The sequence below is a fragment of the Kitasatospora sp. NPDC059088 genome (assembly GCF_042738155.1).
Lineage (GTDB): Bacteria > Actinomycetota > Actinomycetes > Streptomycetales > Streptomycetaceae > Kitasatospora.
The window spans coordinates 38,122-62,827 of the sequence record NZ_JBHYGR010000050.1 but is presented as its reverse complement, the minus strand read 5'-3'; the positions used below and the strand labels follow the sequence as shown (position 1 = coordinate 62,827).

The window sequence follows — 24,706 nt, the reverse complement described above, 5'->3', positions numbered from 1 at the left end:
GGGCGGTGGCCCGCGCGCCCGTGGGGGGTGGGGAGGGGGAGGGGGTGCTGTGGGTGGGGTGGGTGCGGGGTGGGGTCAGGGGAGGAGGCGGAGGTCGGTGGGGGGTTGGGTGGCGGTCTGGTGGCGGAGGAGGTGGGGGCCGAGCCGGAGGGTGAGGTCGAGTTGTTCGCCGGGGCGGGTGAGGGTGGCGGTGAGGTGGTCGGCGAAGGTGTCGAGCTGGTCGGGGGTGATCTGGCGGCCGGTGTAGCGGGTGGTGTGCTGGGTGGGGGTTTCGGTGCCCCAGCAGAGGGTCAGGTCGATGTCTGCGGGCTCCGGGGCGAGCAGGGTGCGGGCGGCCGTCCAGTAGTCGTCGGCGCCGGGGGAGTCGATGCCGAAGGCGGCCTCGATCAGGCCGTGGGGGCGGAGCAGGGTGATGGTCTCGCGGGCGTGGGCGCGGAGTACCGCGTAGGTGTCCAGGGGGTACGGCTCGCGGCGGGCGGTGGTGAGCAGCAGGCAGTGGTCGTAGCGGTGCTCGGCGCCCCGGCCGGGGCGGGGGCCGAGGAGGTCGGCGGGGTCGGTGGAGATGCGGATCCGCATGGTGCTGCGGCCGTCCGGGGCGGTGGCCTCGCCCCAGGGGCCGCCGTCCGCCCCGTACCGGAGGCCGAGCAGGGCGGCCAGTTCGCCGGTGGTGGGGGCGAGGCCGTCGGGCCAGCGCAGGTGGAGGTCGGCGTCGACGGACACGGGGTGCTCCTGGGCTGCCGGGCGGGGGCGGGGTTGCTCGGATGCTACGGGTGCGGAAGATCGGCCTGCCAGCGGATTTCGCCGTCCACGGTGTGCGGGGTGGGGTGCAGGCCGAGGGTGCGGGCGATGCGGGCGGAGGCGTGGTGGTCGGGGTGGACGTGGGCGACGGCGGTGGTGATGCCGGCGGCGGTGAGGTGGGCGAGCAGGGTGCGGGCCGCCTCGGTGGCCAGGCCGCGGCCCTGCCAGGGGGTGCCGACCACCCAGGCGAGTTCGGCCTCGGCGGCCGCGGGGTGGACGGTGGCCTGGACGTAGCCGGTCAGGGCGTCGTCGGTGCGGAGACGGAGGACCCAGTTGCCCCAGATCTCGGCCGGGTCCGGGGAGCCGGCGGCGAGCCGGGTGCAGCGGGCGCGCCACTGGGCGGGGGTGGCCGGGCTGCCGCCGGTGAAGGTGTGCAGGGCCGGGTCGGCGAGGGCGGCGGCGAGGTCGTCGGCGTGCTCGGGGGCGAGGGGGAGGAGGTCGAGGCGCTCGCTGTGGAGGGTGGTGATCAGCATGGCGGTATTCAAGCGGGTGGGGGTGGCGGCCTCGGCGCGGCGTCCTTTCCGGTGGGCGCGGGGGAGGGTCGAATGGGTGGTTCGAGTCGGACGACGGAGGAGGCCCACGTGCGGTACCTGGTCAGGGAGAAGCTGTTCGCGGTCGGCGACGACTACTGGATCGAGGACGACCGGGGGCACAAGGCCTACCTGGTGGACGGCAAGGTGCTGCGACTGCGGCACACCTTCGAGCTCAAGGACGCGCACGGGCACGTGGTCGCGGTGGTGAAGGAGAAGATGCTCACCGTCCGGGACGCGATGAAGATCGAGGACGCCGAGGGCGAGGTCGTCGCGACCGTCAGGGAGAAGCTGTTCACGCCGTTCCGGGACAAGTACCTGGTGGAGCTGGCCGGCGGTGGTGAGCTCAGGATCCACGGTGACCTGGTCGACAAGGACTACCGGGTCGAGAACCAGCACGGGGACCGGCTGGCCCGGATCTCCCGCAAGTGGTTCCGGGTCCGCGACACCTACGGGGTGGAGGTCGCCGACGGGGCGGACACCGGGCTGCTGCTCGCGATCGCGGCCTGCGTCGACCACCTGGTGGCGGAGGAGCACTGAGTCAGCGGTTCAGGACGTGGTCCCGGCCCCAGGCGCCCAGCGGGGCCAGGGCCGCGTTCAGCTGCCGCCCGGCGTCGGTCAGCGCGTACTCGACCCGGGGCGGCACCTCGTCGTAGGCCTCCCGGCGCACGATGCCGTCCGCCTCCAGTTCGCGCAGGTGGGCGGCCAGCACCTTCTCGGTGATCCCCGGCACCAGCCGGCGCAGCTCGCCGAAGCGGCAGTGCGGGCGCTCGCCGAGGGCCCAGAGGATCAGTACCTTCCACTTGCCGCCGATCACGTCCATCGCGGCGTCGATCCCGCAGACGTGCGCCCCCGGCCTCGGCACGGTCGCCATGCCCACCCCTTCCGACCTCGTCGCTCACCCCAGGGTAACCACCCACTCCGAAGTGCGTACTTGATCACGGGTGGGGCCGGGACGAGGCTGATCGGCATGGCACAGAAGACAGTTGAGACCTCACCCGAGACCCACGTCACCCTGCTCGGCCTCGGCGCGATGGGCACCGCGCTGGCCCGCGCCTGGCTCGCCGCCGGGCACCCGCTCACCGTCTGGAACCGCACCGCCGCCCGCGCCGAACCGCTCGCCGCCGAGGGCGCGGTGGTGGCGGCCACCGTCGGTGAGGCCGTCGCGGCCGGGCGGCTGGTGGTGGTCTGCCTGCTCGACGACGACTCGGTGGAGCGGGCGTTGGAGGGGGTGGAGCTGGCCGGGAAGGACCTGGTCGACCTGGTCACCAGCACCCCGGGGCAGGCCCGCGCCCGGGCGGCCTGGGCCGAGGCGCGTGGCGCCCGCTACCTGGACGGCGGGATCATGGCCGTGCCGCCGATGATCGGCGTACCGGCGGCCGGGGCGTATGTCTTCTACAGCGGTTCGGCGGCGGTCTTCGAGGAGCACCGGGAGGCGTTGGGCGTGCCGGCGGGGGCCCGGTACGTGGGCGCGGACGCCGGGTACGCGGCGCTGCACGACGTGGCGCTGCTCAGCGCGATGTACGGGATGTTCGCCGGGGTCGCCCACGCCTTCGCGCTGGTCCGGGGCGAGGCGGTGGCGCCGGGTGACCTCGCGCCGCTGCTGCGGGACTGGCTCACCGCGATGGCCGGATCGGTCGAACGGACGGCGGCGCAGCTGGAGAGCGGGGACCTCACCACCGGCGTGGTCTCCAACCTGGCGATGCAGGTCGCGGGCCGGGGGACGCTGCTGCGCACCGCCGAGGAACAGGGGGTGAGCGTCGAACTGCTGGCCCCGTACTTCCGGTTGATGGAACACCGGTTGGCGCTCGGCAGCGGCGCCGAGGACCTCACCGGGGTGGTCGACCTGCTGCGGCGGTGAGGGCCGGCCGGTAACGTACCGGCATGGCTGACCTTGAAGAACGCGCCAATGTCGTCGCGTCCGGACCTCGGCAGACCGGTGCGGGGGTGGGCGTCCGACGGCGCCGCGCCGCCGATCTCGCCGACTGCGTACGGGCCCTGGGCGACGTCCACACCATCGACGGCTACCCCGCCGAGTGGCCCGAGCGGCCCGCCGCCTGGCTCAGCCCGGACGGCCTGCTGGCCGCCTGGGTCGCCGAGGCGGACGGCCGGATCGTCGGCCACGTCGGCCTGGTCCGCTGCGGCCCCGGCGACCTCGCCCCCGGGCTGTGGAGCCTGCGCACCGGCGGCAGACCGGAACTCACCGCCCTGATCGGCCGCCTGTACGTCGCCCCGGCCGCCCGCGGCCGCGGGGCCGGCACCGGGCTGCTCGCCCACGCCGTGGTGCACGCCCGGACCCTCGGCCTGCACCCCGTGCTCGACGTGCTCGCCACCGACACCGCCGCCCTGGCCCTCTACCGGCGCCTCGGCTGGACCCTGCTCGGCAGCGGCGAACAGCGCTGGGCCTCCGGCCGCACGGTCGACGTGCACTGCTTCGCCGCGCCGCGGGGGTAGCGCGCGGGTGGCTCCGGCGGCCCGGCGCCCGGGCCGCCGGACGTCAGAGCGGAACGACCTGGACGCCCGCTTCCAGGCCGATGAAGTCGGCGGCGTTCCGGGTGTAGAGCGGCAGGCCGTGGGCGGCCGCCGTCGCCGCGATCATCAGAGCCATGCGGCGGGGCCGGGGATCACGCTTGGCCTGGATGGTGAGCGCCGTCAGTGTGCCGAACCTCCGGGCTGCCTCGCGGTCGAACGGGAGCGCGGTGAACTCCGCCTCCACGTCCGCGAGCCGCTGTGCCCTGGCCAGCACCTGCACGGGATCCTTGGCCATCGCGACGCCCTGGGCGAGTTCGGCCAGCACGATGGATGCCACCGCGGCCTCGACCGGCAGGAGCCGTGGGTCGATCCGCGGCAGGTCGATCACGACGCAGGTGTCGAGCAGTCCGCGTTGGTGTCGCCCGGTCACGCCTGCTCCCACGGGTCGTCGCCGCCGACCCGGTCCTCGTCACCGTAGAAGGCATCGGCTTCGGCACGCATCTCCGCTGCGTCGATCACGGGTGCGTTCTGCCACTTCCGCTGGAGCTCTTCGACGGGGACGAACCGGCGGCGACTGCTGATCGGCCGGACCTCGGCGATCTCGGTGCCGTTCCGGGTGATGTGGTAGATCTCTCCGGCTTCGACGTCGTCGAGCACGGCCTTGGACCGCGCCGCGAGCTCGCGCTGCGTGATGGTCTTCATGGAGCCATTGTATCGCGCTGTAATGCGCCGTGTAGCAGTTTGCGTGGAGCCCCGGGCCGGTCGGGATGCGGGGCGGTCCGGGGCTCCACGAGGGCGGCGGGTCAGGGACGCGGGGATCCCCCGGTGGGGGGAGGGGGATGGTCACGCCGGGGGAGGCCGGGGCCGGGGCGGGCGGGTGAGCCTGGGGCCATGATGATCGGGGAGTGGGTGCGGGACGGTCGGGCGGTGGCCGGCTGGGGCCTCGGGTACGCGGGGTTCGGGGCGGGCTGCGGGTTGGGCGGGACGGCGCTGTGGGGGGCCGGCTGGGTCGGGTGGGCGGTCGCCGGGGTCGGGGCGGTGGCGGTCGGGGCCGGGTGGGCGGCGGCCCGGGGGCGGCCGGGGCGGGGGCTGACCCGGGGGGTGTGGCTGCTGTGCGGGTTGGCCGCGGTGGCGTCCTGGAGCCTGCTGATGGACGTGGTGACGCTGCTGTTCGGGCAGGGCGTGGACAGCGTCCCGGACGCGGTGCACAAGGTGCTGGCCGCGGCCGGGGCGCTGCTGCTGGCGGGCACCGCGCGGGCCCGGGGGCCGGTCGCGGCGCGGACGGCCTTCCGGGCGGCGCCCTCGGCGGCCCCGGCCACCGTCCAACTCGCGGCCTGGGCGGGGACCTTGGCCTTCGTGCCGTATGTGGTGATGAAGCTGGTCTGGGCCTTCGGCGGCAGCTTCGCGGGGATCAGCGGCGACCGGATGTACGCCGACTACGTGCGCAACGGCTCCTCCGGGATCTGGCTGGCCCTGGAGCGCCGGGGGCTGGACGGCACCGTGCTGCTGGCGGCGCTCGGGGTGTTCCTGCTGTGGGGGCTGGTGCGGCCGTGGGGGCAGGTGTTCCCGCGCTGGACCCTGCCGCTGCGCGGCCGGCCCGTACCGCGTTGGCTGCCGCTCGCCCCGGCGCTGATCGGCGCGGTCACGCTGGCGCCGTACGGGCTGCTCGGGATCGGCTACCTGTCGCTGTGCGCCGCCGGGGTGACCGGGATGCGGGTGGGCGCGCTGGGGACGCCGGAGCAGGCGATGCAGATCGGGTGGGTCGGGATGGGCGCCTTCGCCGGGTACGGGGTGGCGCTGGCGGTGGCCACCCGCTCGTACTGGCGGCGGACCGGACCGGGGCGTGAGCGGGGGCGGGGGCGGGGAGGGCAGGGAAGTGTTTGCTGAGGCGGCAACAAAGCTTGCCGATACGGGATGGTCGGTCGCAGCCTGGCGGTGGAGGTGAGCGACGATGACCGAGAAGACGACGACCGGGAAGAACGGCGCGAACGGCACGGCGGAGGGCTACGACGCGGTGGTGGTCGGCGCCGGTGCGGCGGGACTGAACGCCGCCCTGGTGCTGGGCCGGGCCCGGCGCCGGGTCGCGGTGGTGGACGCGGGTGAACCGCGCAACGCCCCCGCCGCCCACATGCACGGCTTCCTCAGCCGGGAGGGCATGCCCCCGGCCGCGCTGCTCGCGGTCGGCCGCGAGGAGGTCGCCCGGTACGGGGTGCACCTGATCGACGGCCGGGTCGAACACGTCGAGCGGGCCGGACCGGCCGAACCCGGCTTCGTGGTCCGGCTGGCCGGCGGGCCGGTGCTGCACGCGCGCCGGCTCGTCGTCGCCACCGGGCTGCGGGACGGCCTGCCCGACCTGCCCGGCCTCGCCGAACGCTGGGGCCGGGACGTCCTGCACTGCCCGTACTGCCACGGCTGGGAGGTCCGCGACCGCCCGCTCGGGGTGCTCGGCACCGGCCCGGGGGCCGTCAACCAGGCGCTGCTGCTGCGGCAGTGGTCGGACGACGTGGTGCTGCTCGCCCACACCCTGGAGCCCACCGCCGCCGAGCGGGAACGGCTCGCGGCGCGCGGCGTCCGGGTCGTCGAGGGCCGGATCGTCCGGGTGGTCGCCGACGACGGGCGGCTGCGCGGCGTCGAACTCGACACCGGGCGGGTGGTCACCCGGGAGGCCGTCTTCGTCGCCCCCCGGCCGGTGCCCCGGGACGCGCTGCTCCTCGGACTGGACTGCGCCCGGGACGACGACGGCTGGGTCACCACCGACCGGACCGGCCGCACCAGCGTCCCCGGCGTCTGGGCCGTCGGCAACGTCGCCGACCCGCGCGCCCAGGTGGTCGTCGCCGCCGGGGCGGGAGCGGCCGCCGCCTTCGTCCTCGACCACGACCTGGTGGACGAGGAGATCGGACGGGCGGTCGCCCTGTGCCGCGCGTCCGGGCCGGCCCTGCCGGTCTGAGCGGGGAAGCTACCAGCGACCGACCGACCGACCCACGCACCCAGCCACGCACCCAGCCACCCACCCACGCACCCACCACCGGAGAGGCACCACCATGTCCGCACACCAGCACGGTCAGCACCAGCACGGGCACCAGCACCAGCACGGCCCCGGGCAGGTCCCGGCCGCCGACCTCGACTGGGACGCGCTCGCGGCACACCTGGAGCGGGAGGCCGACCTGCGGGCCGACGCCGTCACCGCGGCCGGGCAGTGGCTGTCCGGCCTAGCCGGGGACGGCACGGTCCGCCGGGTCCTCGACGTCGGCGCCGGACCCGGGGTGATCGCCCAGCAGCTCGCGGCGGTCCTCCCGGCCGCCGAGGTGGTCGCCGTCGACCGGTCGGCCGCCCTGCTGGAGCGCGCCCGGACCCGCTCCGGCGGCCGGCTCGGCATCCAACAGGCCGACCTGCCCGCCGAGTTCGACAAGCTCGGCGAGGCCGACCTGATCTGGTCCGGCAACGCGATCCACCACCTCGGCGACCAGCAGGCCGCGCTCACCGCGCTGGCCGGCCGGCTGCGCCCCGGCGGCCTGCTCGCCGTCGCGGAGAGCGGCCTGCCGCCGCGCTTCCTGCCCCGCGACTTCGGCCTCGGCCGGCCCGGCTTCCAGGCCCGGCTGGACGCCGCCCACGAGGACGGCTTCGCCGCCATGCGGGCCGAACTGCCCGACGCCACCGAGGAGGTCGAGGACTGGCCGGCCATGCTCCGGCGGGCCGGACTGGAGCCCAGCGGCACCCGGACCTTCCTGGTCGACCACCCGGCACCGCTGGCCCGCCCGGTCCGCGAGTACCTGCACACCCAACTGGTCCGGCGCCACGACCAGTTGGCCGAGGCGATCGACCCGCGGGACCGGGCGACCCTGGAGGCGCTGATCGACGAGGACGCGCCGACCGGGATCCTGCGGCGGCCGGACGCGTTCTACCTGTCGGCGATGACGGTGCACACCGGGCGCAAGGCCTGAGGGGGTCGCCGCGCCCTGCCGGGGCGGCTCAGGGAGCGACCTGGAGGAAGGCCAGGACGGCCAGCACCCGGCGGTGGTCCTCCTCGGAGGGCGGCAGGTCGAGCTTGAGGAAGATGTTCGCGGTGTGCTTCTTCACGGCCCGCTCGGTGATCACCATCCGCTCGGCGATGGCCCCGTTCGAGCGCCCCTCCGCCATGAGCTCCAGGACTTCGCGCTCACGCGGCGTCAGGCGCTCCAGCGGCTTGCTGCGGCCGGTGTTGTTGACCAGCATCGCGATCACCTGCGGGTCCAGCGCGGTGCCGCCCGCCGCCACCCGGTGGACCGTCGCCACGAACTCGTCGGGGTCGAAGACCCGGTCCTTGAGCAGGTAGCCGATCGCGCCGGTGCCGTCGGCGAGCAACTCCTTGGCGTAGAGCTGCTCCACGTACTGGGAAAGCACGAGCACCGGCAGACCGGGGATCTGCCGGCGCGCTTCCAGAGCCGCCTGCAGGCCCTCGTCGGTGAACGTCGGGGGCAGTCGTACGTCGACGACTGCCACGTCCGGCCGTTCGGTGAGGAGGGCCTGCAACAGGTCCGGTCCGGTGTCCACCGCGGCCACGACCTCGAAGTCGTAGGCCTGCAGCATCCGGACCAGGCCGTCCCTCAGGAGGAAGAGGTCCTCCGCGAGTACAACTCGCACGGCAGCTCCATCGTCAGGGTCGTGGGGCCGCCGAGCGGGCTGCGGACGGCCAGGACTCCGTCGAAGGTAGCAAGTCGGCGCTCCAGGCCGCGCAGGCCGGTGCCGCGGGAGGGGTCGGCGCCGCCGGTGCCGTCGTCCGTGATCTGGGCCTTCAGGGTGCCGTTCTCGTACCAGAGTTGGACGTCGACGTGGCTCGCGCCGGAGTGCTTGGCGGCGTTGGTGAGCGCCTCGGAGACGGCGAAGTAGACGGCGGACTCGACCGGGGCCTCGGGGCGGCCGGGCAGTTCGGCGGAGACCGTCACGTTCAGCGGGCTGTCCATGCCCAGGGCCCGGACGGCGTCGGCCAGGCCGCGGTCGGCCAGCACCGGCGGGTGGATGCCGCGGACCAGGTCGCGCAGCTCGTTCAGGGCGGAGGCGGAGGCCTGGCGGGTCTCGGCGAGCAGCTGCTTGGCGGCCTCCGGGTCACGCTCGACCAGCCGCTCGGCGACGCCCAGGTTCATGCCCATGGCCACCAGCCGGGCCTGCGCACCGTCGTGCAGGTCGCGCTCGATCCGGCGCAGCTCGGCGGCCTGGGTGGTCAGCGCGTCGCGCCGGGTCTCGGTGAGGTGGGCGACCTTGCGCTCGGCGGCCAGCGCCTCGGCCCGGGCGGTCGGGCCCAGCAGCGCCTTGGCGAGCGCGGTGTGGCCGCGCAGCGCGGCGGGGGCGATCGCCAGGCCGGCCAGCATCACCGGGACGCCGAACAGGGCGGCGGTGCCGGCGGCACCCGAGTCGGTGACGTGGATCCACAGGTACCAGGTGTTGCCGCCGTTGTCGGCGATCGACTGCCAGACCTGCGGCAGCACCAGGCCGAAGGCGCCGTAGGCGACCACCAGGAGCGGGAACAGCGCCACCGTGAAGCCGACCACCGGGTCGACCACCAGCCAGAGCAGGTCGCGCCAGGTGGCCTGGTCCGCCAGCATCGCCTGGCAGCGCTTCCAGGCCCCCTGGAGGCCGGGTGCGGCCTCCGGCAGCGGCTGGTAGGGGTCACGGATCTCGACGCCGTTCCAGCGGGCGGCGAGCCGGCGCCGCAGGCCGGCCAGGCCGCGGACCGCGAGGAGCGTGGGCGGCACCAGCAGCGCGCCGACCGCGAGGCCCATCAGCGAGGCGGTGACCGAGGCGGCGGTGAGCAGCAGCAGCTGCGGCACGGCGAACGCGGCCAGCGCGGGGCCCCGCAGCAGGGACCGGACGGCGTTGCCCAGCATGCCGAGCGGGTTGCGCCGGCTGCGGCCGCCCGTGGTGTCGGTGTTCTGCACGTTGTTCACAACTCCCGTGGTGATGCTGCTGGTCATGACCGCTCGGCCCTTTCCGTGACGGCCTCGCGGCCGGTATCCCTACCCGTTGCTTGCTGACGACATCCAGACTGCCGTCCGCCGCCGTTCCGATCACTGGGCCCTGGACCCCTGTTGGTGGTACCTGGGTACACCCCCCGATCGACGCCCAGAGGCCATGTCCCGGAAACGGTGCCCGGCCTAGTGTTGCGGGTGTCGGGGAGCGACCCGCCGCAAGGGCGCCGGAGCTTCCGTAAATCACTTGTATCGAACGGGAGTTCATCATGAGCGCGCGACGTGGCGAGGCGAACCGGCCGCTGGCCCGGCGGGGTTGGGTGCGACTGGTCCTGGTGCTCGCGGCGATCGGCCTGTTCCTGTACGGGCTCACGCCGGACCGGGCCCACGCGGCCACCGCGACGGCGGGCAGCGGGAGTTCGGCGGCGGCCGGCGGCTCGGCACCACCCGACCCCGGATCGGTGAAACGGCTCTTCGACGAGATCGTGCCGAAGCTGCTCGCCGAGCACCGGATCCCCGGCGCGGCGGTCAGCGTGGTGGCCGGCGGCCGGCAGGTCTTCGCCGGCGGCTACGGCGTCTCCGACGTGCCCGGGCACAAGGCCGTCGACCCCGACCGGACCGCGTTCTTCACGGGCTCCAACGCCAAGGTGTTCACCGCCGTCGCCGTCCTCCAGCAGGTCCGGGCCGGGAAGTTGGACCTGCACGCGGACGTCAACACCTACCTGAGCACATTCAAGGTCAGGGACAGCTACCCGGGACACCCGGTCACCGTCGAGAACCTGCTGACCCACACCGGCGGCTTCGACGACACCTTCATGGGGCTGGCCCAGGCCGGGCCGCAGCACGTCGGGAGCCTCGGCGACGCGCTGGCCGCCCACCAGCCGGACCGGGTCCGGGCGCCGGGGGTGGTCGCCGCGTACGACAACTACGGTGTCGCGCTGGCCGGTTACCTGGTCGAGGTGGTCTCCGGACAGCCCTTCGACCAGTACGTCGCGCAGCACGTGCTGCAACCGCTCGGGATGGAGCGCACCACCTTCACCCAGCCCCACCCGGCTGCCATCGACGCCGAACTCGCCCACGGCTACCGGCCCGAGGGCGACGGCCAGACCGAGACCGAGGGGCTGTACGGGCCGCTCACCCCGACCGGCGCGGCCGCCGTCACCACCGTCACCGACATGGGACGGCTGATGCTGGCCCTGCTGAACGGCGGCTCCCTGGAGGGCCGTCCGGTCCTGGACCGGGACGGCACCGCGCAGCTGCTCGCCCGGCACTTCGGGCCCGACCGGCGGATGCCCGGGATGGCCTACCTGCTCGAACAGCGCGACCGCAACGGGCAGCAGCTGCTGGTCAAGGACGGCGACGTGCCCGGCTTCCACAGCAACCTGGCGCTGCTGCCGGAGCGGGGGGTCGGACTGTACGTGACCGTCAACGGGGACGGCGAGGACTCCACCGGCGGGTGGGCGACCCAGCAGGTGCTCAACGCCTTCGTGGACCGGTTCTACCCGGCTCCGGCCGCTGCCGCCCCGGCGGTGGTGGGCGGGGACCTGGGGAAGTTCACCGGCGACTACCGGTCGACCCGGGTCAGCCAGTCCAACCTGACCAGGGCGTCGGCACTGATGGGGTCCGTGCACGTGGGGGCGCGGGGCGCGGAGCTCGTCGTGAGCGGGCCGGTCGTCCGGGACCCGCAGGCGGGCGAGACCCGGTGGCAGCAGGTGGAACCGGGGCTCTTCCAGCAGGTGGGCGGGAGCGCCCGGATCGCCTTCGAGCTGAACGGCGACGGGGACGTGGTCTCGATGCTGACGGACGGCGACCCGACCGTCGCGTACCAGCCGCTGGCCTGGTACCAGGCCCCGGAACTGCACCAGCGGGTGGCCCTCGGGAGCCTGGTGGTGCTGGGTCTCACGGTGATCGGGTGGCTGGTCGCCGCGGTGGTGCGGTCGGTGCGGGGCAAGGGGCGGGCCGGGGCGCCGGCGGCCCGGCTGCTGGGGTGGGTGACGGGACTGCTGCTGGTCGTGGCGACCGGGTGCTTCGCGCTGCTGACCTCGGACTCCAACGCCCTCAACCAGACGCTGTTCCTGGGGGATTCGCCGCTGCTGACGGTGGTGCCGGCGATGTACCTCGGGGCCCTGGGGCTGACCCTGCTGACGGTGCTCTGCGCGGTCCTCGCCTGGGTGCGGGGCTGGTGGGGGGTGTTCGGTCGGCTGCACTACACGGTGCTGGCCGTGGCGGCGGTGCTGTTCCTGGTGCTGGCCGGGGGCTACGACCTCATCGGGACCGGGCACGTGGCGGGCTCCTTGGATCTGATCGGGTGAGGCGGGGCGGGGCGGACGGAAGGGGACGGCCACGGCCCCCGGCGGCGACGCCGGGGGCCGTCGGGTGTCAGGCGACGATCTGCCAGGAGGTGGTGGGGACCGGCGGGCGGAGCGAGACGTCGTGCCAGCGGACGGTGCGGCGGGTGGGCCCCCGGGGGGGGGTCGGGGGGGGGCGGGGGGGTGTGGGGGGCGGGGTGGCGGGGGGGGGGGGGGCCCGGGGGGGGGGGGGGGGGGGTGGGGCCCGGGGGGGGGGGGGGGGGGGGGGGGGGTCGCGGCGGCCGCCGCGGCGAGGGTGGCCCTGTGCTGGAGCAGGAGCACGGTGAGGGCGGCGATCTCCTCGGGGGTGAGGTCCTGGTCGGTGCGGAAGAGGACGGGGCGGAAGAGGTCGGTGCGGAAGAGGGCGGGGCGGAAGAGGGCGGGGCGGTCGGTCACGGGAGCCTCCGGGTGGGGGAACCCCGACGGGGCGCCCCCCCGCGCGGGGGGGGGGGGGGGGGGGGGGGGCGGGGGGGGGGGGGGGGGGGGGGGGGGGGGGCGGGGGGGGGGGGCCCCCCCGCGCGGCCGCGGGGGGGGGGGGGGGGCCCGTCGAGGGGGGTCGTCGGATCAGGCGTGCTTGACCAGGAGGAGACGGTGCATGGGGGTGTCGAGCAGGGCGACGCGGCGCAGCCCGGCGTCGGCGAGCCACTGGTCGTAGTCCTGGACGGTGAAGGCGTCGCCGCCGCCGGTGGCGAGCATGGAGGCGGCGAAGAGGCGGAAGAAGCGGTTCTGGGTGTTCCCGTCGGTGCTGTCCTCGTCGACGATGTGGTCGGCGATGGCGATGACGCCGTCCTCGGTGAGGGACTTGGCGGAGCGGAGGAGGAGTTCGCGGGCCGACTCGGGGGTCTGGAGGTGGAAGATGTTGACGAAGAGGGCGACGTCGACGCCGGTGCCCCAGTCGTCGGACCAGAAGTCGGCGATCTCCGGGTTGAAGCGGTCGGCGACACCGAGGCGGTGAGCCTGGGCGTTGGCGATCGGGACGATCCGCTCGGCGTCCAGGGCCCGGGCGTTGAGGCCGCTGAACTCCTGGAGCAGCAGCTGGCTGTAGATGCCGGTGCCGCAGCCGACGTCGAGCAGGGTGCGGCCGGCGCCGTCGGTCCAGCCCTGCTCGCGCAGGGCATCGGCGAGGGTGGCGGCGATCGGCGGGGCCCAGAAGTTGATGCCGCGGACGAGGGAGGTGTAGTCCTCCTCGGAGATCTGGTTGAGCTGCTGGGAGCCCTCGGAGTTGCGGGCGCCGGAGCGGACGTTGCCGGCCAGGTTGCGCCAGGCGCCCCAGGCGACGTTGCGGTCGTGCCGGATCTTGCCGACCAGGCTGTACAGGCCCTCGGGGGCGAAGACGTCGTGCATCTCCGGTGGCAGGGTGTAGACGGCCTGGCCGTCCGCCGCGCGGCTGCGCTCGACCACGTCGTAGGCGGCCAGGCCGTCCAGCAGGACGCGGGTGGCGCGCAGGTCGGTGCCGAGCCGGCTGGAGAGCTCCCCGGCGGTGGCCGGGGCGGCGATCAGGGCGGTGAAGGCGCCGAGGTCGTGGGCGGCCTCGATGACGCCGGTGGCCCAGATGCCGATGAGGTGCTCGTACATCCGGTGGGCGGCGTTGACGCCGGTGCCGCGGCCGGGGAGCAGCTCGGTGTCGACGAGCGGGGTGTGGTTGTCGAAGGTGCGCACGGCGGGGATGGTCATGGTCGTTTCTCCTAGTCGAGGTGGACGGTGCGTCTGGTGCGTCTGGTCACAGGACGATTCCGCCGTCGATCTGCAGGACCGAACCGGTGAGGTAGGCGGACTGCGGGCCCGCCAGGAAGGCGACCGATTCGGCCACCTCGTCCGCCGTGCCGAAGCGGCCGAGCGGGATGTGCTTGAGGGCGTCGGTGCGTTGGGCGTCGGTGAGCACCGAGGTCATGTCGGTCTCGATCATGCCGGGGGCGACCGCGTTGACCCGGACCCCGTAGCGGCCGACCTCCTTGGCCAGCGCCCGGGTGAGCGCGATGATCCCGGCCTTGGAGGCCGCGTAGTTGCTCTGGCCGGGGTTGCCGTAGACGCCGGAGACGGAGCTGAGGGTGATGATCGAGCCGGCGCGGCGCTTGACCATCGGGAAGGCCACCGCGCGGCAGAGGTTCGCGGTGCCGGTCAGGTTGGTGTCGGTGACGGACCGCCAGTCGTCGTCGGACATCAGGAGGAGCGGCTTGTCGCGGGTGATTCCGGCACTCGCGACGGCGACGGTGATCGGGCCGAGCTCCTCCTCGGTGCGGGTGACCCAGGCGCGGACGGCGGCGGCGTCGGTGACGTCGACCTTCTCGGCCAGGACGGCGACGCCGAGGGCGTCGAGTTCCTTGGCCAGGACGTCGGCGGCCTGCCGGTCGGACTGGTAGCAGAAGCTGATCGGGTGCCCCTCGGCGGCGAGCCGCAGGGCGGCGGCCTTGCCGATGCCGCGGGAGCCGCCGCTGATCAGGACGGTGCCGGGAGTGCTCATCGGTCACCGCCGGTGAGGCGCAGGACGGCGCAGGCGGCCAGGCCCTGGTGGTCGAGCGAGGCGATCACGGCGAGGCGGCCGGCGGCCGCGGGATCCTGCTCGGCCAGGGACAGGACGGTGGTGAGGGAGAAGACGGTCGCGGCGGATCCGGTGTCGCCGAGCAGGTCGGGGACCCGGTCGACGGCCTCGGAGCCGACCAGCTCGGCGAGCCGGTCGCGGGCCGGCTGCCCGGTGACGGCCGCGGCCCAGACCTGGTCGGCGGTCGCGTCGGCCTGGGCGAGGGCGTCGAGGACGGTGGCGGCCAGGGCCGCCTGCGGGTCGTCGTCGACGTCCAACCGGACGTCCAGGGCCAGCAGTTCGGCCAGCACCCGGCGGCCGGGCGGCAGGGTCCGCCCGGTCTCCACCAGCAGGACGGCGCTGCCCTCGCCGCTGGGCCGGTCGCTCTCCCCGGCCAGCCACTCGCGGGTCTCGGACTGCTCCTCCACCGCGCCGACCAGGGCGCGTTCGGCGCGGCCGGCCGCCAGCAGGCGGCGGGCGTAGCCGAGGGCGAGCAGCCCGCCCGCGGCGCCGCCGGCCAGGGTGGTGTTGGGGCCCTTGAGGTCGAAGCGGATGGCGGTGGCCGCGGCCGGGCCGTTCATCAGCACGTTCGGCATCAGCTGGGCGGGCACGTCGTAGGGCTTGTCGCCCTCGAAGGAGGCCCGGCTGAACCCGGCGGCGCTGTGGGCGCTGCCGAGGGTGGTGCCGAGGACGAGGGCGGTGCCGCCGCCGGTGGCGATCGGGCTCTGCGCGGCCTCGGCCTCGCCGAGCAGTTCGCGGACGGCGGTGACGGCCAGGCCGGTGGCCCGGTCGAAGGTGCGGGTGCCGGCCTTGCCGAGCACCTTGCGGGTCTCGAAGTCGGGTACCTGGTGGGCCGGTTCCCCCCGGCCGACCCCGGCCGCGAACGCGTCGCGGCCGAGGCCGAAGGGGGAGACCGCGGACCATGCGGTGATCAGCGGCCGGTCCCGATGGATCGTGGTCGAGCTCGTGCGCTCGCTCATCGGCTGGGCTCCTCCTCGTGGCGCCCCAGGACGACGGAGGCGTTGTTGCCGCCGAAGGCCAGTCCGTTGTTGACCACCACCCGGAGGTCCGCGGGGACGGAGTGGTTGGGTACGCAGTCGATCTGGCACTGGGGGTCGGTGGTGCGGTGGTTGACGGTGGGCGGGACGAAGCCGTGGGCCAGCGCGAGCGCCGAGGCGGCCGCGCCGAGCGCGCTCGCCGCGCCCATCGAGTGGCCGAGCATCGCCTTGAGGGCGACGGTGCGCGGCGGGGTGTCGCCGAAGACCTCGCGGATCGCGCGGGTCTCGGTGATGTCGTTGGTGGGGGTGCCGGTGCCGTGGGCGGATACCAGGTCCACCTCGGCCGCCTTGACCCCGGCGTCGTTGAGCGCCAGTTCCATGCAGCGGGCGACGCTCGACTGGTCGGGGGCGGTGGGGTGGTGGGCGTCGCAGTTGAGCCCGTAGCCGAGCAGCTCGGCGTAGATCCGGGCGCCGCGGCGCCGGGCCGAGTCGAGGGTCTCCAGGACGAGGACCCCCGCGCCCTCGGCCGTGAGGAGCCCCTCGCGGTCGGCGTCGAACGGACGGCAGTAGTCGGAGGAGACCAGGCCGAGCCGGCTGAACCCGGCGAAGGTGCGGCGGCAGATCGCGTCCGCGCCGCCGACGACGGCGATGTCCGCCTCGCCGGTGCGCACGGCGTCGAAGCCGTCGCCGATCGCGTAGTTCCCGGCCGCGCAGGCGGTGCCGAGGACGGCCGGGACGACCCGCGGGAGCCGCAGCTCCCGGGCGATCGCCAGGGCCAGCTGGTGGGCCGGCAGGCGGCCGGCCACCAGCTGGTCGACCGGGTGCTCCGGCCCGTTGGCGACCGACTCCGCGATCAGCTTGTCCAGCTCGGGCGCCTCGCCGTCGGTGGTGCCGATGGTGATCTGGGCGCGGAGCCCGGCGAGCTCCTGCTCGTCGAGCCCGGCGTCCCGGACGGCCATCCGGGCCGCCGCGACGGCGAACTGGGTGGCGCGGCCGAGCTCCTCGACCGGGAGGCGGTGGATCCACTGCTCCGGCTCGAAGCCGTCGACCTCGTGGCCGGAGGTGCGCAGGAACCCGTCGGTGTCGAAGCTGGTGATCGGACCGGCACCGCAGCGGCCCTCGCGCAGGGCCGAGGTGAAGTCCTCGACCCCGTTGCCGATGCTCGACAGGACGCCGATGCCGGTCACCACCACGCGCTGCGGCGCGGTCATCGGGCGGTCGCCCGGGACAGGACCTCCAGCACGGCGCCCAGGTTGACCATGTTGGGCAGCTCCTCCTGCGGGATGGTGACGTGGAACTCCTTCTCCAGACGGGCGAGCACCTCGATGGCGTTCAGCGAGTCGGCGCCGTAGTGGTCGATGAAGTGGTCGGTGAGGGTCAGTTCGTCCAGCTCCAGGTCGAGGCAGTCGGCGACGATCTCGCGGACCTTGGACTCGTCGATGGCGACGGTGCTCATGGGGTGCTCCTCAGGTGGTGTCGGATCGGTGGTGCTCTGGTCGGGCGGTGTTCGGGGGTCAGGCGGTGGCGTCGATCAGGCTCTGCGGGCGCAGGTCGGTCCAGGTGCGCTCAATGTGGTCCAGCGCCTCCTGCCGGGTGCTCGCGCCCTTGACGGTCCGCCAGCCGGCCGGGACCTCGGCGAAGGCGGGCCAGAGGCTGTGCTGGTTCTCGTGGTTGGCGAGGACGAGGAAGGTGCCTTGCTCGTCGTCGAACGGGTTGCTCATGATTTCTCGGTCCTTTCGGAAATCCCGGAAATCGTCCGGTTCTCGGGCGCAGTGCCCCCGGGATGGAATTTCCGGGGCGGCCACCGGTATTTCGGTGCGGTGTTTCAGGATTCCTTGCGGAGGACGGCGGAGAGGGTTTTTCCGATGGATTCGGCCGGCGCCGGTTCGAGCATCGAGTCGTGGTCGCTGTCGACCGGGTGCCGGAGGATCCGGCCGGTCACGTGGGCCTGCCAGGACTCCTCGTCCGGGTCGCCCGGGGCCCGGCCCCGGGTGGCCGCGAACAGGAGGAGGTCCCCCTGGAAGCGGCCGGGGCGGTGGGCCTCGCCCAGTGCGCTGTGGGTGCGGATCACCCCGAGCAGTCGGACCAGCTCGGTCTCGTCCAGCTCCGCGAGCGCGTTGCCGGCCTCGGCCAGGCGCCGGCGTGCGGTGCCGGGGTCGAGCGGGCCGTCGCCGGGGAGGCCGGCCCGTTCGAGCAGTTCGGCGAGGACGGCCCGGTCGTCCGGCAGCTCCTCGGCCGGCGCGCCGGTCCCGGGGTAGCCGTCCAGGTCGGCGAGCAGTTCGACCTGCTCGCCGCGGGCCTGCAGCTGGACCGCGATCTCGTGGGCGACGAGCCCTCCGAACGACCAGCCGAGAATACGATAGGGCCCCGCCGGCTGGATTTCCAGCATTTCGCCGAGATATTTTCCGGCGATTTCCCGGACGGACTCCGGGGTCTTTTCCGGGGAGCGTACCCCACCGGTCTGGAAAGCGTACACGGGAATGTCCGTGTCAATTTCCGCGGCGAGCGTCAGGAAAGGCCAGCCGAGCCCGACCGCGCCGTGCACGCAGAACAGCGGACGGCTGCCGCCGGTCGGCCGGACGGCCAGGACGGGCGCGAACGGGTCCTCGGGCGCACCGGTGCCGTCGGCCGTGCCGGTCACCAGGGCCAGGCCGGCCACGGTGCGGTGGGCGAAGACGTCGGCGGGGGTGAGCGAGAGCCCGGCCGCGCGGGCGCGGCTGACCAGTTGGATCGATTTCAGGCTGTCGCCGCCCAGCTCGAAGAAGCCGTCCTCGGCCCCGACCCGGTCCAGGCCGAGCACCTCGGCGAAGACCCGGGCGAGGGCGCGTTCGACCGGTCCGTCGGGCGCGCGGCCGTCCGAGCGGGCCACCGCCCGGTCGTCGGCCGCGGGCGCGGGCAGCGCCTTGCGGTCCACCTTGCCGTTCGGGGTGAGCGGCAGGGCGTCCAGCTGGACGTAGGCGGCCGGGAGCATGTACTCCGGCAGCACGGCGGCCAAGTGGGCCCTCAGCGCCGCCGGTTCGGGCCGTTCCGGGCCGGCCGGCACCACGTGGGCGACCAGCCGGCGGACACCGGGCGGGTCCTCCCGGTCGGTCACCGAGGCCCGTTCGACCAGCGGATGGTCCGTCAGCACGGCCTCGATCTCGCCGAGTTCGATCCGGAAGCCGCGGATCTTCACCTGGTGGTCGACCCGGCCGAGGTAGTCGAGCGAGCCGTCCGGCCGCCAGCGGGCGAGGTCCCCGGTGCGGTACATCCGGGAGCCGGGCGGGCCGTACGGGTCGGCGGTGAAGCGTTCGGCGGTCAGGCCGGGGCGGTCCAGGTAGCCGCGGGCGAGGCCGGTGCCGGCCAGGTACAGCTCGCCGACCACCCCCGGTGGTACCGGGCGCAGCGCGGCGTCCAGCAGCCGGGCCTGGTTGCCGGCCAGCGCGCGGCCGATCGGCGGGGTGCCGGTGTGGTCGGGCGGCAGGTCGACGCCGAGCGAGTAGATCGTGGTCTCGGTCGGGCCGTACAGGTTGCTGACCTTCGCCGCGGCGCCGGTCAGCGCGGCGGCCAGGGCCGGGCTGAGGGCCTCGCCGCCGGTGAGCACGTGCACCCGGGCGAGCGATTCGGGCCGGGCGGTGACCAGGGCGTGCCACAGCGTCGGGGTGGCCTGCATGACGTCCGCCCCGGTGGCCAGGGCGAGGTCGGCGAGCAGCTCCGGGTCGCGGACGGTGTCGTGCGGGGCGAGCACCAGCCGGGCGCCGCCGAGCAGCGGGCCGAACAGTTCCAGGTTGGCGATGTCGAACCCGAAGGTGGTGACCGCGAGCAGGGTCCGTCCGGGGGCCAGGGCGACCCGTTCGGTGAGGTCCAGCAGGTGGTTGACCAGGGCGCCGCGCGGCACCACGACGCCCTTGGGGCGGCCGGTGGAGCCCGAGGTGTAGATGACGTACCCGCCGTGCTCGGGCCGTACCGGGCCGGCCAGTTCGGCCGGGCGCAGGTGCTCGGAGGGCTGCTCGTCGACCCGGGCGCGGGTGGCCGGGTCGTCCAGCAGCAGCAGCCGGCCGGCCTCCAGGCCGGGGACGGCGGCGGCCACCTCGGCGGTGCTGAGGGTCAGCACCGGCTGGGCGTCCTTGAGCATCCCGGCGATCCGGTCGGCCGGGTAGGAGGGGTCGATCGGCAGGTAGACGGCGCCGCTCTTGACCGTCGCGAGCGCGGCGACCACCAGGTCGACCGAGCGCGGCAGTGCGATCGCCACCAGCCGGTCCGGCTCCGCGCCCTGGACGACCAGGGTGCGGGCGAGCCGGTTGGCCCGCCGGTGCAGCTCGGCGAAGTCGAGCTCCAGGCCGGCGAATTCGAGCGCGACCGCGTCCGGGTGGGCGTCCGCGGTGGCCTCCAGCAGGGCGGCCAGCGGCTGGCCGTCGCCGCGGGCGGCGGCGCCGTCGCCGAGGGCGAGCAGCTCCTCCCGCTCGCCGGGCAGCAGCACCGGGGCGGTGCCGATCGGCTTGTCCGGCCGGTCGACCAGCACGCCCAGCAGGTGCACCAGCCGGTCGGCCAGCCGCTGGGCGCCGGCCGCGCCGAACAGGTCGGTGCTGTACTCCAGCCGCCCTTCCAGGCCGCCGGGGCCGTCCGGGCCGCTGAGCTCCGCGAGTTCGAAGCAGAGGTCGAGCCGGGCCACGCCGAGCTCGGCCGCGCCCGCCTCGGCGGTGACGCCGGGCAGCTCCAGCCGGGCGGCGGCGTTGTTGTGCAGGGCCAGCAGGGTCTGGAACAGCGGGTTGCGGCCGTGGGCGCGCTCGGGGCCGAGGGCGTCGACCAGCTTCTCGAACGGCAGGTCCTGGTGGGCGTAGGCGGCCAGGTCGACGGCCTTCACCCGGTCCAGCAGCTCGCGGAAGGTCGGGTCGCCGGACAGGTCGGTGCGCAGCACCAGGGTGTTGACGAACATGCCGACCAGGTCGTCCAGGGCGTCGTCGGTGCGGCCCGCGATCGGGGTGCCGAGCGGGATGTCCTCGCCCGCGCCGAGCTTGCCGTACAGCGTGGCCAGCGCGGCCTGGAGCACCATGAACAGGCTCGCCCCGCTCTGCCGGGCCAGGGCGAGGGCCCGGTGGTGCAGTGCGGCGGGGACGGCGAAGCGGACGGCGGCGCCGCGGTAGCCGGCGGTGACCCGGCGGGCGCTCTCCACCGGCAGCTGGAGCTCCTCCGGCAGCCCGGCCAACTGCTCCTTCCAGTAGGTGGTCTGGCGGGTGAGGAGGGACTCCTCGTCGTCCTCCGCGCCGAGCAGTTCGCGCTGCCAGAGCGCGTAGTCGGCGTACTGCACCGGCAGCGGCGTCCAGGCGGGCGCGCGGCCGGCCAGCCGGGCGGCGTAGGCGGTGGAGAGGTCGCGGGCGAGCGGCCCGTTGGACCAGCCGTCCCCGGCGATGTGGTGGATCACCACGACCAGCAGGTGGTCCTCGGGGCCGGCCGCGAGCAGGGTGGCCCGGATCGGCGGCCGGTGCGCCAGGTCGAAGGTTCCGGTGGCGAACTCCGCTGCTGCCTCGGTGAGTTCGGCCTCGGACCGGTCGCCGAGGGGCAGCTCGCGGACGGGCAGCTCGACGGCGGCCCGCTCGACCGGGAGGACCAGCTGGTACGGCAGGCCGTCGCGGTCCGGGAAGACGGTGCGCAGGCTCTCGTGCCGGCCGACCACGTCGGTCAGCGCGGCGGCCAGCGCGGCGCGGTCCAGCGGGCCGCGCAGCCGCAGCGTCCACGGCAGGTTGTAGGTGGCGGAGGGGCCCTCCAGCCGGTCCAGGAACCAGAGCCGCTGCTGGGCGTACGACAGCGGCAGCCGGTCAGGTCGGGCCCCGGCGGTCAGCGCGGGACGGACGGCGTCCTGGGTGAGCCGGCCGGCCAGGGCGGCCACGGTGGGCGCCTCGAAGACGGTGCGCAGCGCCAGTTCGGCGCCGAGCAGCGTACGCACCCGGCTGACCAGCCGGGTGGCCAGCAGCGAGTGGCCGCCGAGCTGGAAGAAGTCCTCGTCGATGCCGACCGCGGGCCGGTCGAGCACCTCGGCGAAGGCGGCGCAGAGCACCTCCTCCTGCGGGGTGCGCGGGCCGCGGCCGGTCGCGGTGGTGAGGTCGACCTCGGGCAGCGCCTTGCGGTCCACCTTGCCGTTGGGGGTCAGCGGCAGGGCGTCCAGCACCACCAGGGCGGAGGGCACCATGTACTCGGGCAGCAGCGCGGCGGCCGCGGCCCGGCAGCGGGCCGGGTCGACCGGGCCGGTCAGGTAGCCGACCAGCCGGGCGTCGCCGGCCCCGCCGCGGCGGACCACCACCACGGCGTCGCCGACCTGCTCGATCGAGCGCAGCGCGGCCTCGACCTCGCCGGGCTCGATCCGGTGGCCGCGGATCTTGACCTGGTGGTCGACCCGCTCCAGGAACTCCAGCTGGCCGTCCGGCCGCCGGATCACCCGGTCGCCGGTGCGGTACATCCGGGCGCCCGGCAGCGGGCTGAACGGGTCGGCGACGAACACCGCGGCGGTGCGGCCGGGCTGGTCGAGGTAGCCGCGGCCGACGCCGCGCCCGCCCACGTACAGCTCGCCGGGGACGCCGTCCGGGACGGGGCGCAGCGCGTCGTCCAGGACGTACAGTCCGGTGCCGCGCACGGCGCGGCCGATCGGGGCGCGCACCGAGTCCAGCTCGGCCGGGGAGCCGATCACGGCGTGGGTGACGTCGTCCGAGCACTCGGTCGGCCCGTACGCGTTGACCAGCGGGATCGCCGGGTAGCGGGCGAACCAGCGGTGCGCCAGGTCGGCGGGCAGCGCCTCGCCGGTGACGACCAGCTTGCGCAGCCCGTCCAGGACGGGCGGCTCGGCGCCGTCGTCCCAGCTGTCCAGGGCGGTGCGCAGCAGCGAGGGGACGACCTCCAGCACGGTGACGCCCTCGGGGGCGACCAGGCCGAACAGGGCCTGCGGGTCGGCGGCGAGGTCGCGGCCGGTGACCCGCAACCGCCCGCCGACGACCAGCGCGGCGAGCATCTGCCAGACCGAGATGTCGAAGGTGACCGGGGCGTTGTGGACCAGCACGGTGTCCCCGTCCAGCTCCAGGTCGGCGACCTTGGCGAGCAGGTGGTTGACCATGCCCGCCCGGTGCACCATGGCGCCCTTGGGGCGGCCGGTGGAGCCCGAGGTGAAGATGACGTACGCCAGGTCGTCGCCGGCCCCGCGCGGGGCGGGCAGCCGCTTGGCGGTCCCGGTGCCGGTGGCGAGGGCCGTGATGTCCAGCACCGGGACGTCCAGGCCGGCCGCGGCCAGCAGTTCGGCGGCCGCGGCGTGCTCGTCGGGGCCGACCAGCAGGGCGCCGATCCGGGCCTCGGCGGCCAGCACGGCGGCGCGCGCGACCGGCGCGGCGACGTCCAGCGGCAGCCAGGCCGCGCCCGCGCCGAGCACGCCGAGGACGGCGGTGACGAAGCCGCAGCCGGGCGGGGCCAGCACCCCGACCGGACCGGTCGCGGCGCCGGCCCGGGCCAGGGCCCGGGACACGGCGCCGGCCCGGGTGGCCAGTTCGCGGTAGCCGAGCCGCTCGGTGCCGTCGGCGACGGCGACGGCGTCCGGGCGGGTCCGGGCGAACCGCTGCACCCGTGCCACCACGTCCGTCCACGGGTCGGTCTCGGCCGGCTCCGGGGCGGGGACGGCGAGCCGGGCGCGCTCGCCGGGCAGCAGCAGGTCCAGCCGCCCGAGCGGGCGGTCCGGCTCGGCCTGGGCGGTGCGCAGCACGTGCAGCAGCCGCTCGGCGACGAGGGCGGCCTCGGCCGGGGTGAACCGGGCGGTGTCGTAGCCGATCTGGAGGCGCAGCCGCTCGCCGGGCAGGGCCATCAGGCTGAGCGGGTAGTGGTTGGCGTCGCCGGCCCGGAGGCCGGTCAGCCGCAGTCCGGCGACCTCGCCGGCCAGCGCCTGCGGGTCGAGCGGGTAGTTCTCGAAGACCAGCACGCTGTCGAAGAGGTCGCCGACCCCGGCGTTGCGCTGGATGGTGTCGAGGCCGAGGTGCTGGTGCGGGAGCAGCAGCGACTGGCGGTCCTGGAGCGCGGACAGCAGCTCGGTGAAGCTCTGCGCCGGGTCGAGGTCGACCCGGACCGGCAGGGTGTTGATGAACAGGCCGACCATGCCCTCGACGCCGGGCAGCTCCGGCGGGCGGCCGGAGACGGTGCCGCCGAAGACGATGTCGCGCAGCCCGGTGAGGGTGCCCAGCACGGTCGCCCAGGCGCCCTGCACCACGGTGTTGACGGTCAGCCCGCGGGTGCGGGCCCAGCCGGTGAGCGCGGCGAACTCCGGCGCGTCCAGCTCGACGGCGTGCTCGCCGGGCATGCCGGGCCGGCCGGGTTCGGCGGCGGCCGTGCCGGACAGCCGGGTGGGCTCGGTGAAGCCCTCCAGCGCGGCCGTCCAGGCCGCCTCGGCCGCCGCCCGGTCCTGCCGGGCCAGGTGGGCCAGGTAGGACTTGTACGGGGCGGGGCGGGGCAGCGAGACGCCGCCGTCGGCGTAGCAGGCGAACAGTTCGCGCACCACGACCGGCATGGACCAGCCGTCGAACAGGATCTGGTGGGAGGTCAGCACCAGCCGGTGCTCGCGCTCGCCCAGCCGCAGCAGGCTGAACCGCAGCAGCGGCGGGCGGGCCAGGTCGAAGGGGCGCAGCCGGTCGGCTTCGGCGAGCTCCTCGGCTGTTGCTCGCCCGCTCGCCTCCGGGCGCTCGGACCCGGTGCCGACACTCCTCGCTCCGGCACTCCCTCCTCCGTCGGTCGCCCGTCGCTCGTCGCTCTCGGCACCGGCGCGCCCTTCCGCTCGGGGCGGGGCCGAGGACGGCAGGCCGCGCAGGTCGACCTCGCGCCAGTCCAGCGCGACCTCGCGCGGTACGACCTGGACCGGGTCGCCGTTCTTGCGGTAGCGGAACGCGGCCCGCAGGTTGGGGTGCCGCTCCAGCAGGGCGGTGACCGCCCCGCGCAGCCGGGCCGGGTCCAGGTCGCCGGCCAGGTCCAGCACCAACTGCACGGTGTAGACGTCGAGTTCCTCGCGGTGGTACTGCGCGTGGAACATCAGTCCTTCCTGCAGCGGTGCCACCGGCAGGATGTCGCTCAGATTGGAGCTCCGTCCGGGGCGTCGCCCGGT

At 75.0% G+C, this 24,706-nt stretch carries 21 protein-coding genes; 7 read left to right on the top strand and 14 right to left on the bottom strand.

Annotated elements, in window-relative coordinates:
• Window positions 1–75: 75 nt before the first annotated feature.
• Entirely contained in the window at window positions 76–720 is a 645-nt protein-coding gene (locus ACFWXO_RS22980) for a hypothetical protein (RefSeq protein WP_380525595.1), read from the bottom strand.
• Window positions 721–764: 44 nt separating this feature from the next.
• Complete coding sequence (locus ACFWXO_RS22975) at window positions 765–1,271, bottom strand: GNAT family N-acetyltransferase (RefSeq protein ID WP_375895587.1); 507 nt, start codon at window positions 1,269–1,271, stop codon at window positions 765–767.
• Between the two features lie 108 nt (window positions 1,272–1,379).
• Here ACFWXO_RS22975 and ACFWXO_RS22970 point away from each other — a divergent pair, with 108 nt between their 5' ends.
• On the top strand, window positions 1,380–1,868 hold the full coding sequence (locus tag ACFWXO_RS22970; RefSeq protein ID WP_375895590.1) for an LURP-one-related/scramblase family protein: 489 nt from the start codon (window positions 1,380–1,382) through the stop codon (window positions 1,866–1,868).
• A 1-nt stretch (window position 1,869) separates the two neighbouring features.
• On the opposite strand, the gene ACFWXO_RS22965 is transcribed toward ACFWXO_RS22970, so the two are convergent.
• Window positions 1,870–2,202 carry a winged helix-turn-helix transcriptional regulator gene (locus tag ACFWXO_RS22965; protein WP_375895592.1) on the bottom strand — a complete coding sequence of 111 codons (333 nt, stop codon included), beginning with the start codon at window positions 2,200–2,202 and terminating at the stop codon, window positions 1,870–1,872.
• Between the two features lie 96 nt (window positions 2,203–2,298).
• Here ACFWXO_RS22965 and ACFWXO_RS22960 point away from each other — a divergent pair, with 96 nt between their 5' ends.
• Together ACFWXO_RS22960 and ACFWXO_RS22955 are read left to right on the top strand one after the other, a co-directional pair.
• The gene (locus ACFWXO_RS22960) at window positions 2,299–3,189 is read left to right on the top strand and encodes an NAD(P)-dependent oxidoreductase (protein WP_380525594.1); all 891 of its coding nucleotides are present in this window, start codon (window positions 2,299–2,301) and stop codon (window positions 3,187–3,189) included.
• A 23-nt stretch (window positions 3,190–3,212) separates the two neighbouring features.
• Window positions 3,213–3,782 (top strand): GNAT family N-acetyltransferase, encoded by a 570-nt coding sequence (locus ACFWXO_RS22955; protein WP_380525593.1) that lies wholly within the window; start codon window positions 3,213–3,215, stop codon window positions 3,780–3,782.
• 43 nt (window positions 3,783–3,825) lie between these two features.
• On the opposite strand, the gene ACFWXO_RS22950 is transcribed toward ACFWXO_RS22955, so the two are convergent.
• Window positions 3,826–4,230 (bottom strand): type II toxin-antitoxin system VapC family toxin, encoded by a 405-nt coding sequence (locus ACFWXO_RS22950; protein WP_380525592.1) that lies wholly within the window; start codon window positions 4,228–4,230, stop codon window positions 3,826–3,828.
• Window positions 4,227–4,502 (bottom strand): type II toxin-antitoxin system Phd/YefM family antitoxin, encoded by a 276-nt coding sequence (locus ACFWXO_RS22945; protein ID WP_375895603.1) that lies wholly within the window; start codon window positions 4,500–4,502, stop codon window positions 4,227–4,229. The genes ACFWXO_RS22950 and ACFWXO_RS22945 overlap by 4 nt, the downstream gene beginning before the upstream one ends.
• A 189-nt stretch (window positions 4,503–4,691) precedes the next feature.
• On the opposite strand from ACFWXO_RS22945, the gene ACFWXO_RS22940 reads away from it, so the two are divergent.
• From ACFWXO_RS22940 to ACFWXO_RS22930, 3 genes are all read left to right on the top strand, one after another.
• Window positions 4,692–5,687 carry a hypothetical protein gene (locus ACFWXO_RS22940; protein ID WP_380525591.1) on the top strand — a complete coding sequence of 332 codons (996 nt, stop codon included), beginning with the start codon at window positions 4,692–4,694 and terminating at the stop codon, window positions 5,685–5,687.
• Between the two features lie 64 nt (window positions 5,688–5,751).
• Window positions 5,752–6,747 carry an NAD(P)/FAD-dependent oxidoreductase gene (locus tag ACFWXO_RS22935; RefSeq protein ID WP_380525590.1) on the top strand — a complete coding sequence of 332 codons (996 nt, stop codon included), beginning with the start codon at window positions 5,752–5,754 and terminating at the stop codon, window positions 6,745–6,747.
• 94 nt (window positions 6,748–6,841) lie between these two features.
• The gene (locus ACFWXO_RS22930) at window positions 6,842–7,741 is read left to right on the top strand and encodes a class I SAM-dependent methyltransferase (RefSeq protein WP_380525589.1); all 900 of its coding nucleotides are present in this window, start codon (window positions 6,842–6,844) and stop codon (window positions 7,739–7,741) included.
• A gap of 28 nt (window positions 7,742–7,769) precedes the next feature.
• Here ACFWXO_RS22930 and ACFWXO_RS22925 read toward each other — a convergent pair whose 3' ends face one another.
• Both ACFWXO_RS22925 and ACFWXO_RS22920 read right to left on the bottom strand, forming a co-directional pair.
• Window positions 7,770–8,420 (bottom strand): LuxR C-terminal-related transcriptional regulator, encoded by a 651-nt coding sequence (locus tag ACFWXO_RS22925; RefSeq protein ID WP_375895613.1) that lies wholly within the window; start codon window positions 8,418–8,420, stop codon window positions 7,770–7,772.
• Window positions 8,384–9,748 carry a sensor histidine kinase gene (locus ACFWXO_RS22920; RefSeq protein WP_375895616.1) on the bottom strand — a complete coding sequence of 455 codons (1,365 nt, stop codon included), beginning with the start codon at window positions 9,746–9,748 and terminating at the stop codon, window positions 8,384–8,386. Before ACFWXO_RS22920 ends, ACFWXO_RS22925 begins: the two co-directional genes overlap by 37 nt.
• Window positions 9,749–10,011: 263 nt before the next feature.
• Here ACFWXO_RS22920 and ACFWXO_RS22915 point away from each other — a divergent pair, with 263 nt between their 5' ends.
• Window positions 10,012–12,054 (top strand): serine hydrolase domain-containing protein, encoded by a 2,043-nt coding sequence (locus ACFWXO_RS22915; protein WP_380525588.1) that lies wholly within the window; start codon window positions 10,012–10,014, stop codon window positions 12,052–12,054.
• A 600-nt stretch (window positions 12,055–12,654) separates the two neighbouring features.
• Here the strand turns inward: ACFWXO_RS22915 and ACFWXO_RS22910 are convergent.
• The 7 genes from ACFWXO_RS22910 to ACFWXO_RS22880 all read right to left on the bottom strand — a co-directional run bounded on the left by ACFWXO_RS22910 (window position 12,655) and on the right by ACFWXO_RS22880 (window position 24,658).
• Window positions 12,655–13,764 carry a methyltransferase gene (locus ACFWXO_RS22910; RefSeq protein WP_375895624.1) on the bottom strand — a complete coding sequence of 370 codons (1,110 nt, stop codon included), beginning with the start codon at window positions 13,762–13,764 and terminating at the stop codon, window positions 12,655–12,657.
• A 46-nt stretch (window positions 13,765–13,810) separates the two neighbouring features.
• Window positions 13,811–14,551 carry a 3-oxoacyl-ACP reductase FabG gene (fabG, locus tag ACFWXO_RS22905; protein WP_375895627.1) on the bottom strand — a complete coding sequence of 247 codons (741 nt, stop codon included), beginning with the start codon at window positions 14,549–14,551 and terminating at the stop codon, window positions 13,811–13,813.
• Window positions 14,548–15,588 carry a beta-ketoacyl synthase N-terminal-like domain-containing protein gene (locus ACFWXO_RS22900; protein WP_375895630.1) on the bottom strand — a complete coding sequence of 347 codons (1,041 nt, stop codon included), beginning with the start codon at window positions 15,586–15,588 and terminating at the stop codon, window positions 14,548–14,550. The genes fabG and ACFWXO_RS22900 overlap by 4 nt, the downstream gene beginning before the upstream one ends.
• On the bottom strand, window positions 15,585–16,817 hold the full coding sequence (locus ACFWXO_RS22895) for a beta-ketoacyl-[acyl-carrier-protein] synthase family protein (protein WP_380525587.1): 1,233 nt from the start codon (window positions 16,815–16,817) through the stop codon (window positions 15,585–15,587). Before ACFWXO_RS22895 ends, ACFWXO_RS22900 begins: the two co-directional genes overlap by 4 nt.
• Complete coding sequence (locus ACFWXO_RS22890; RefSeq protein WP_375895633.1) at window positions 16,814–17,062, bottom strand: acyl carrier protein; 249 nt, start codon at window positions 17,060–17,062, stop codon at window positions 16,814–16,816. The genes ACFWXO_RS22895 and ACFWXO_RS22890 overlap by 4 nt, the downstream gene beginning before the upstream one ends.
• A 58-nt stretch (window positions 17,063–17,120) precedes the next feature.
• Window positions 17,121–17,327 (bottom strand): MbtH family protein, encoded by a 207-nt coding sequence (locus tag ACFWXO_RS22885; RefSeq protein WP_030289532.1) that lies wholly within the window; start codon window positions 17,325–17,327, stop codon window positions 17,121–17,123.
• Between the two features lie 104 nt (window positions 17,328–17,431).
• A complete protein-coding gene (locus ACFWXO_RS22880) occupies window positions 17,432–24,658 on the bottom strand; it encodes an amino acid adenylation domain-containing protein (RefSeq protein ID WP_380525597.1) in 7,227 nt (2,408 codons plus the stop codon).
• Window positions 24,659–24,706: the final 48 nt, after the last annotated feature.

Bases quoted from the DNA above. Each gene is read 5' to 3' on its own strand.
- ACFWXO_RS22895 (WP_380525587.1), bottom strand. From the start codon at position 16,817: ATGACCGCGCCGCAGCGCGTGGTGGTGACCGGCATCGGCGTCCTGTCG.
- ACFWXO_RS22915 (WP_380525588.1), top strand. From the start codon at position 10,012: ATGAGCGCGCGACGTGGCGAGGCGAACCGGCCGCTGGCCCGGCGGGGT.
- ACFWXO_RS22945 (WP_375895603.1), bottom strand. From the start codon at position 4,502: ATGAAGACCATCACGCAGCGCGAGCTCGCGGCGCGGTCCAAGGCCGTG.
- ACFWXO_RS22885 (WP_030289532.1), bottom strand. From the start codon at position 17,327: ATGAGCAACCCGTTCGACGACGAGCAAGGCACCTTCCTCGTCCTCGCC.
- ACFWXO_RS22940 (WP_380525591.1), top strand. From the start codon at position 4,692: ATGATGATCGGGGAGTGGGTGCGGGACGGTCGGGCGGTGGCCGGCTGG.
- ACFWXO_RS22910 (WP_375895624.1), bottom strand. From the start codon at position 13,764: ATGACCATCCCCGCCGTGCGCACCTTCGACAACCACACCCCGCTCGTC.
- ACFWXO_RS22920 (WP_375895616.1), bottom strand. From the start codon at position 9,748: ATGACCAGCAGCATCACCACGGGAGTTGTGAACAACGTGCAGAACACC.
- ACFWXO_RS22960 (WP_380525594.1), top strand. From the start codon at position 2,299: ATGGCACAGAAGACAGTTGAGACCTCACCCGAGACCCACGTCACCCTG.
- fabG (WP_375895627.1), bottom strand. From the start codon at position 14,551: ATGAGCACTCCCGGCACCGTCCTGATCAGCGGCGGCTCCCGCGGCATC.
- ACFWXO_RS22890 (WP_375895633.1), bottom strand. From the start codon at position 17,062: ATGAGCACCGTCGCCATCGACGAGTCCAAGGTCCGCGAGATCGTCGCC.
- ACFWXO_RS22935 (WP_380525590.1), top strand. From the start codon at position 5,752: ATGACCGAGAAGACGACGACCGGGAAGAACGGCGCGAACGGCACGGCG.
- ACFWXO_RS22975 (WP_375895587.1), bottom strand. From the start codon at position 1,271: ATGCTGATCACCACCCTCCACAGCGAGCGCCTCGACCTCCTCCCCCTC.
- ACFWXO_RS22955 (WP_380525593.1), top strand. From the start codon at position 3,213: ATGGCTGACCTTGAAGAACGCGCCAATGTCGTCGCGTCCGGACCTCGG.
- ACFWXO_RS22900 (WP_375895630.1), bottom strand. From the start codon at position 15,588: ATGAGCGAGCGCACGAGCTCGACCACGATCCATCGGGACCGGCCGCTG.
- ACFWXO_RS22965 (WP_375895592.1), bottom strand. From the start codon at position 2,202: ATGGCGACCGTGCCGAGGCCGGGGGCGCACGTCTGCGGGATCGACGCC.
- ACFWXO_RS22930 (WP_380525589.1), top strand. From the start codon at position 6,842: ATGTCCGCACACCAGCACGGTCAGCACCAGCACGGGCACCAGCACCAG.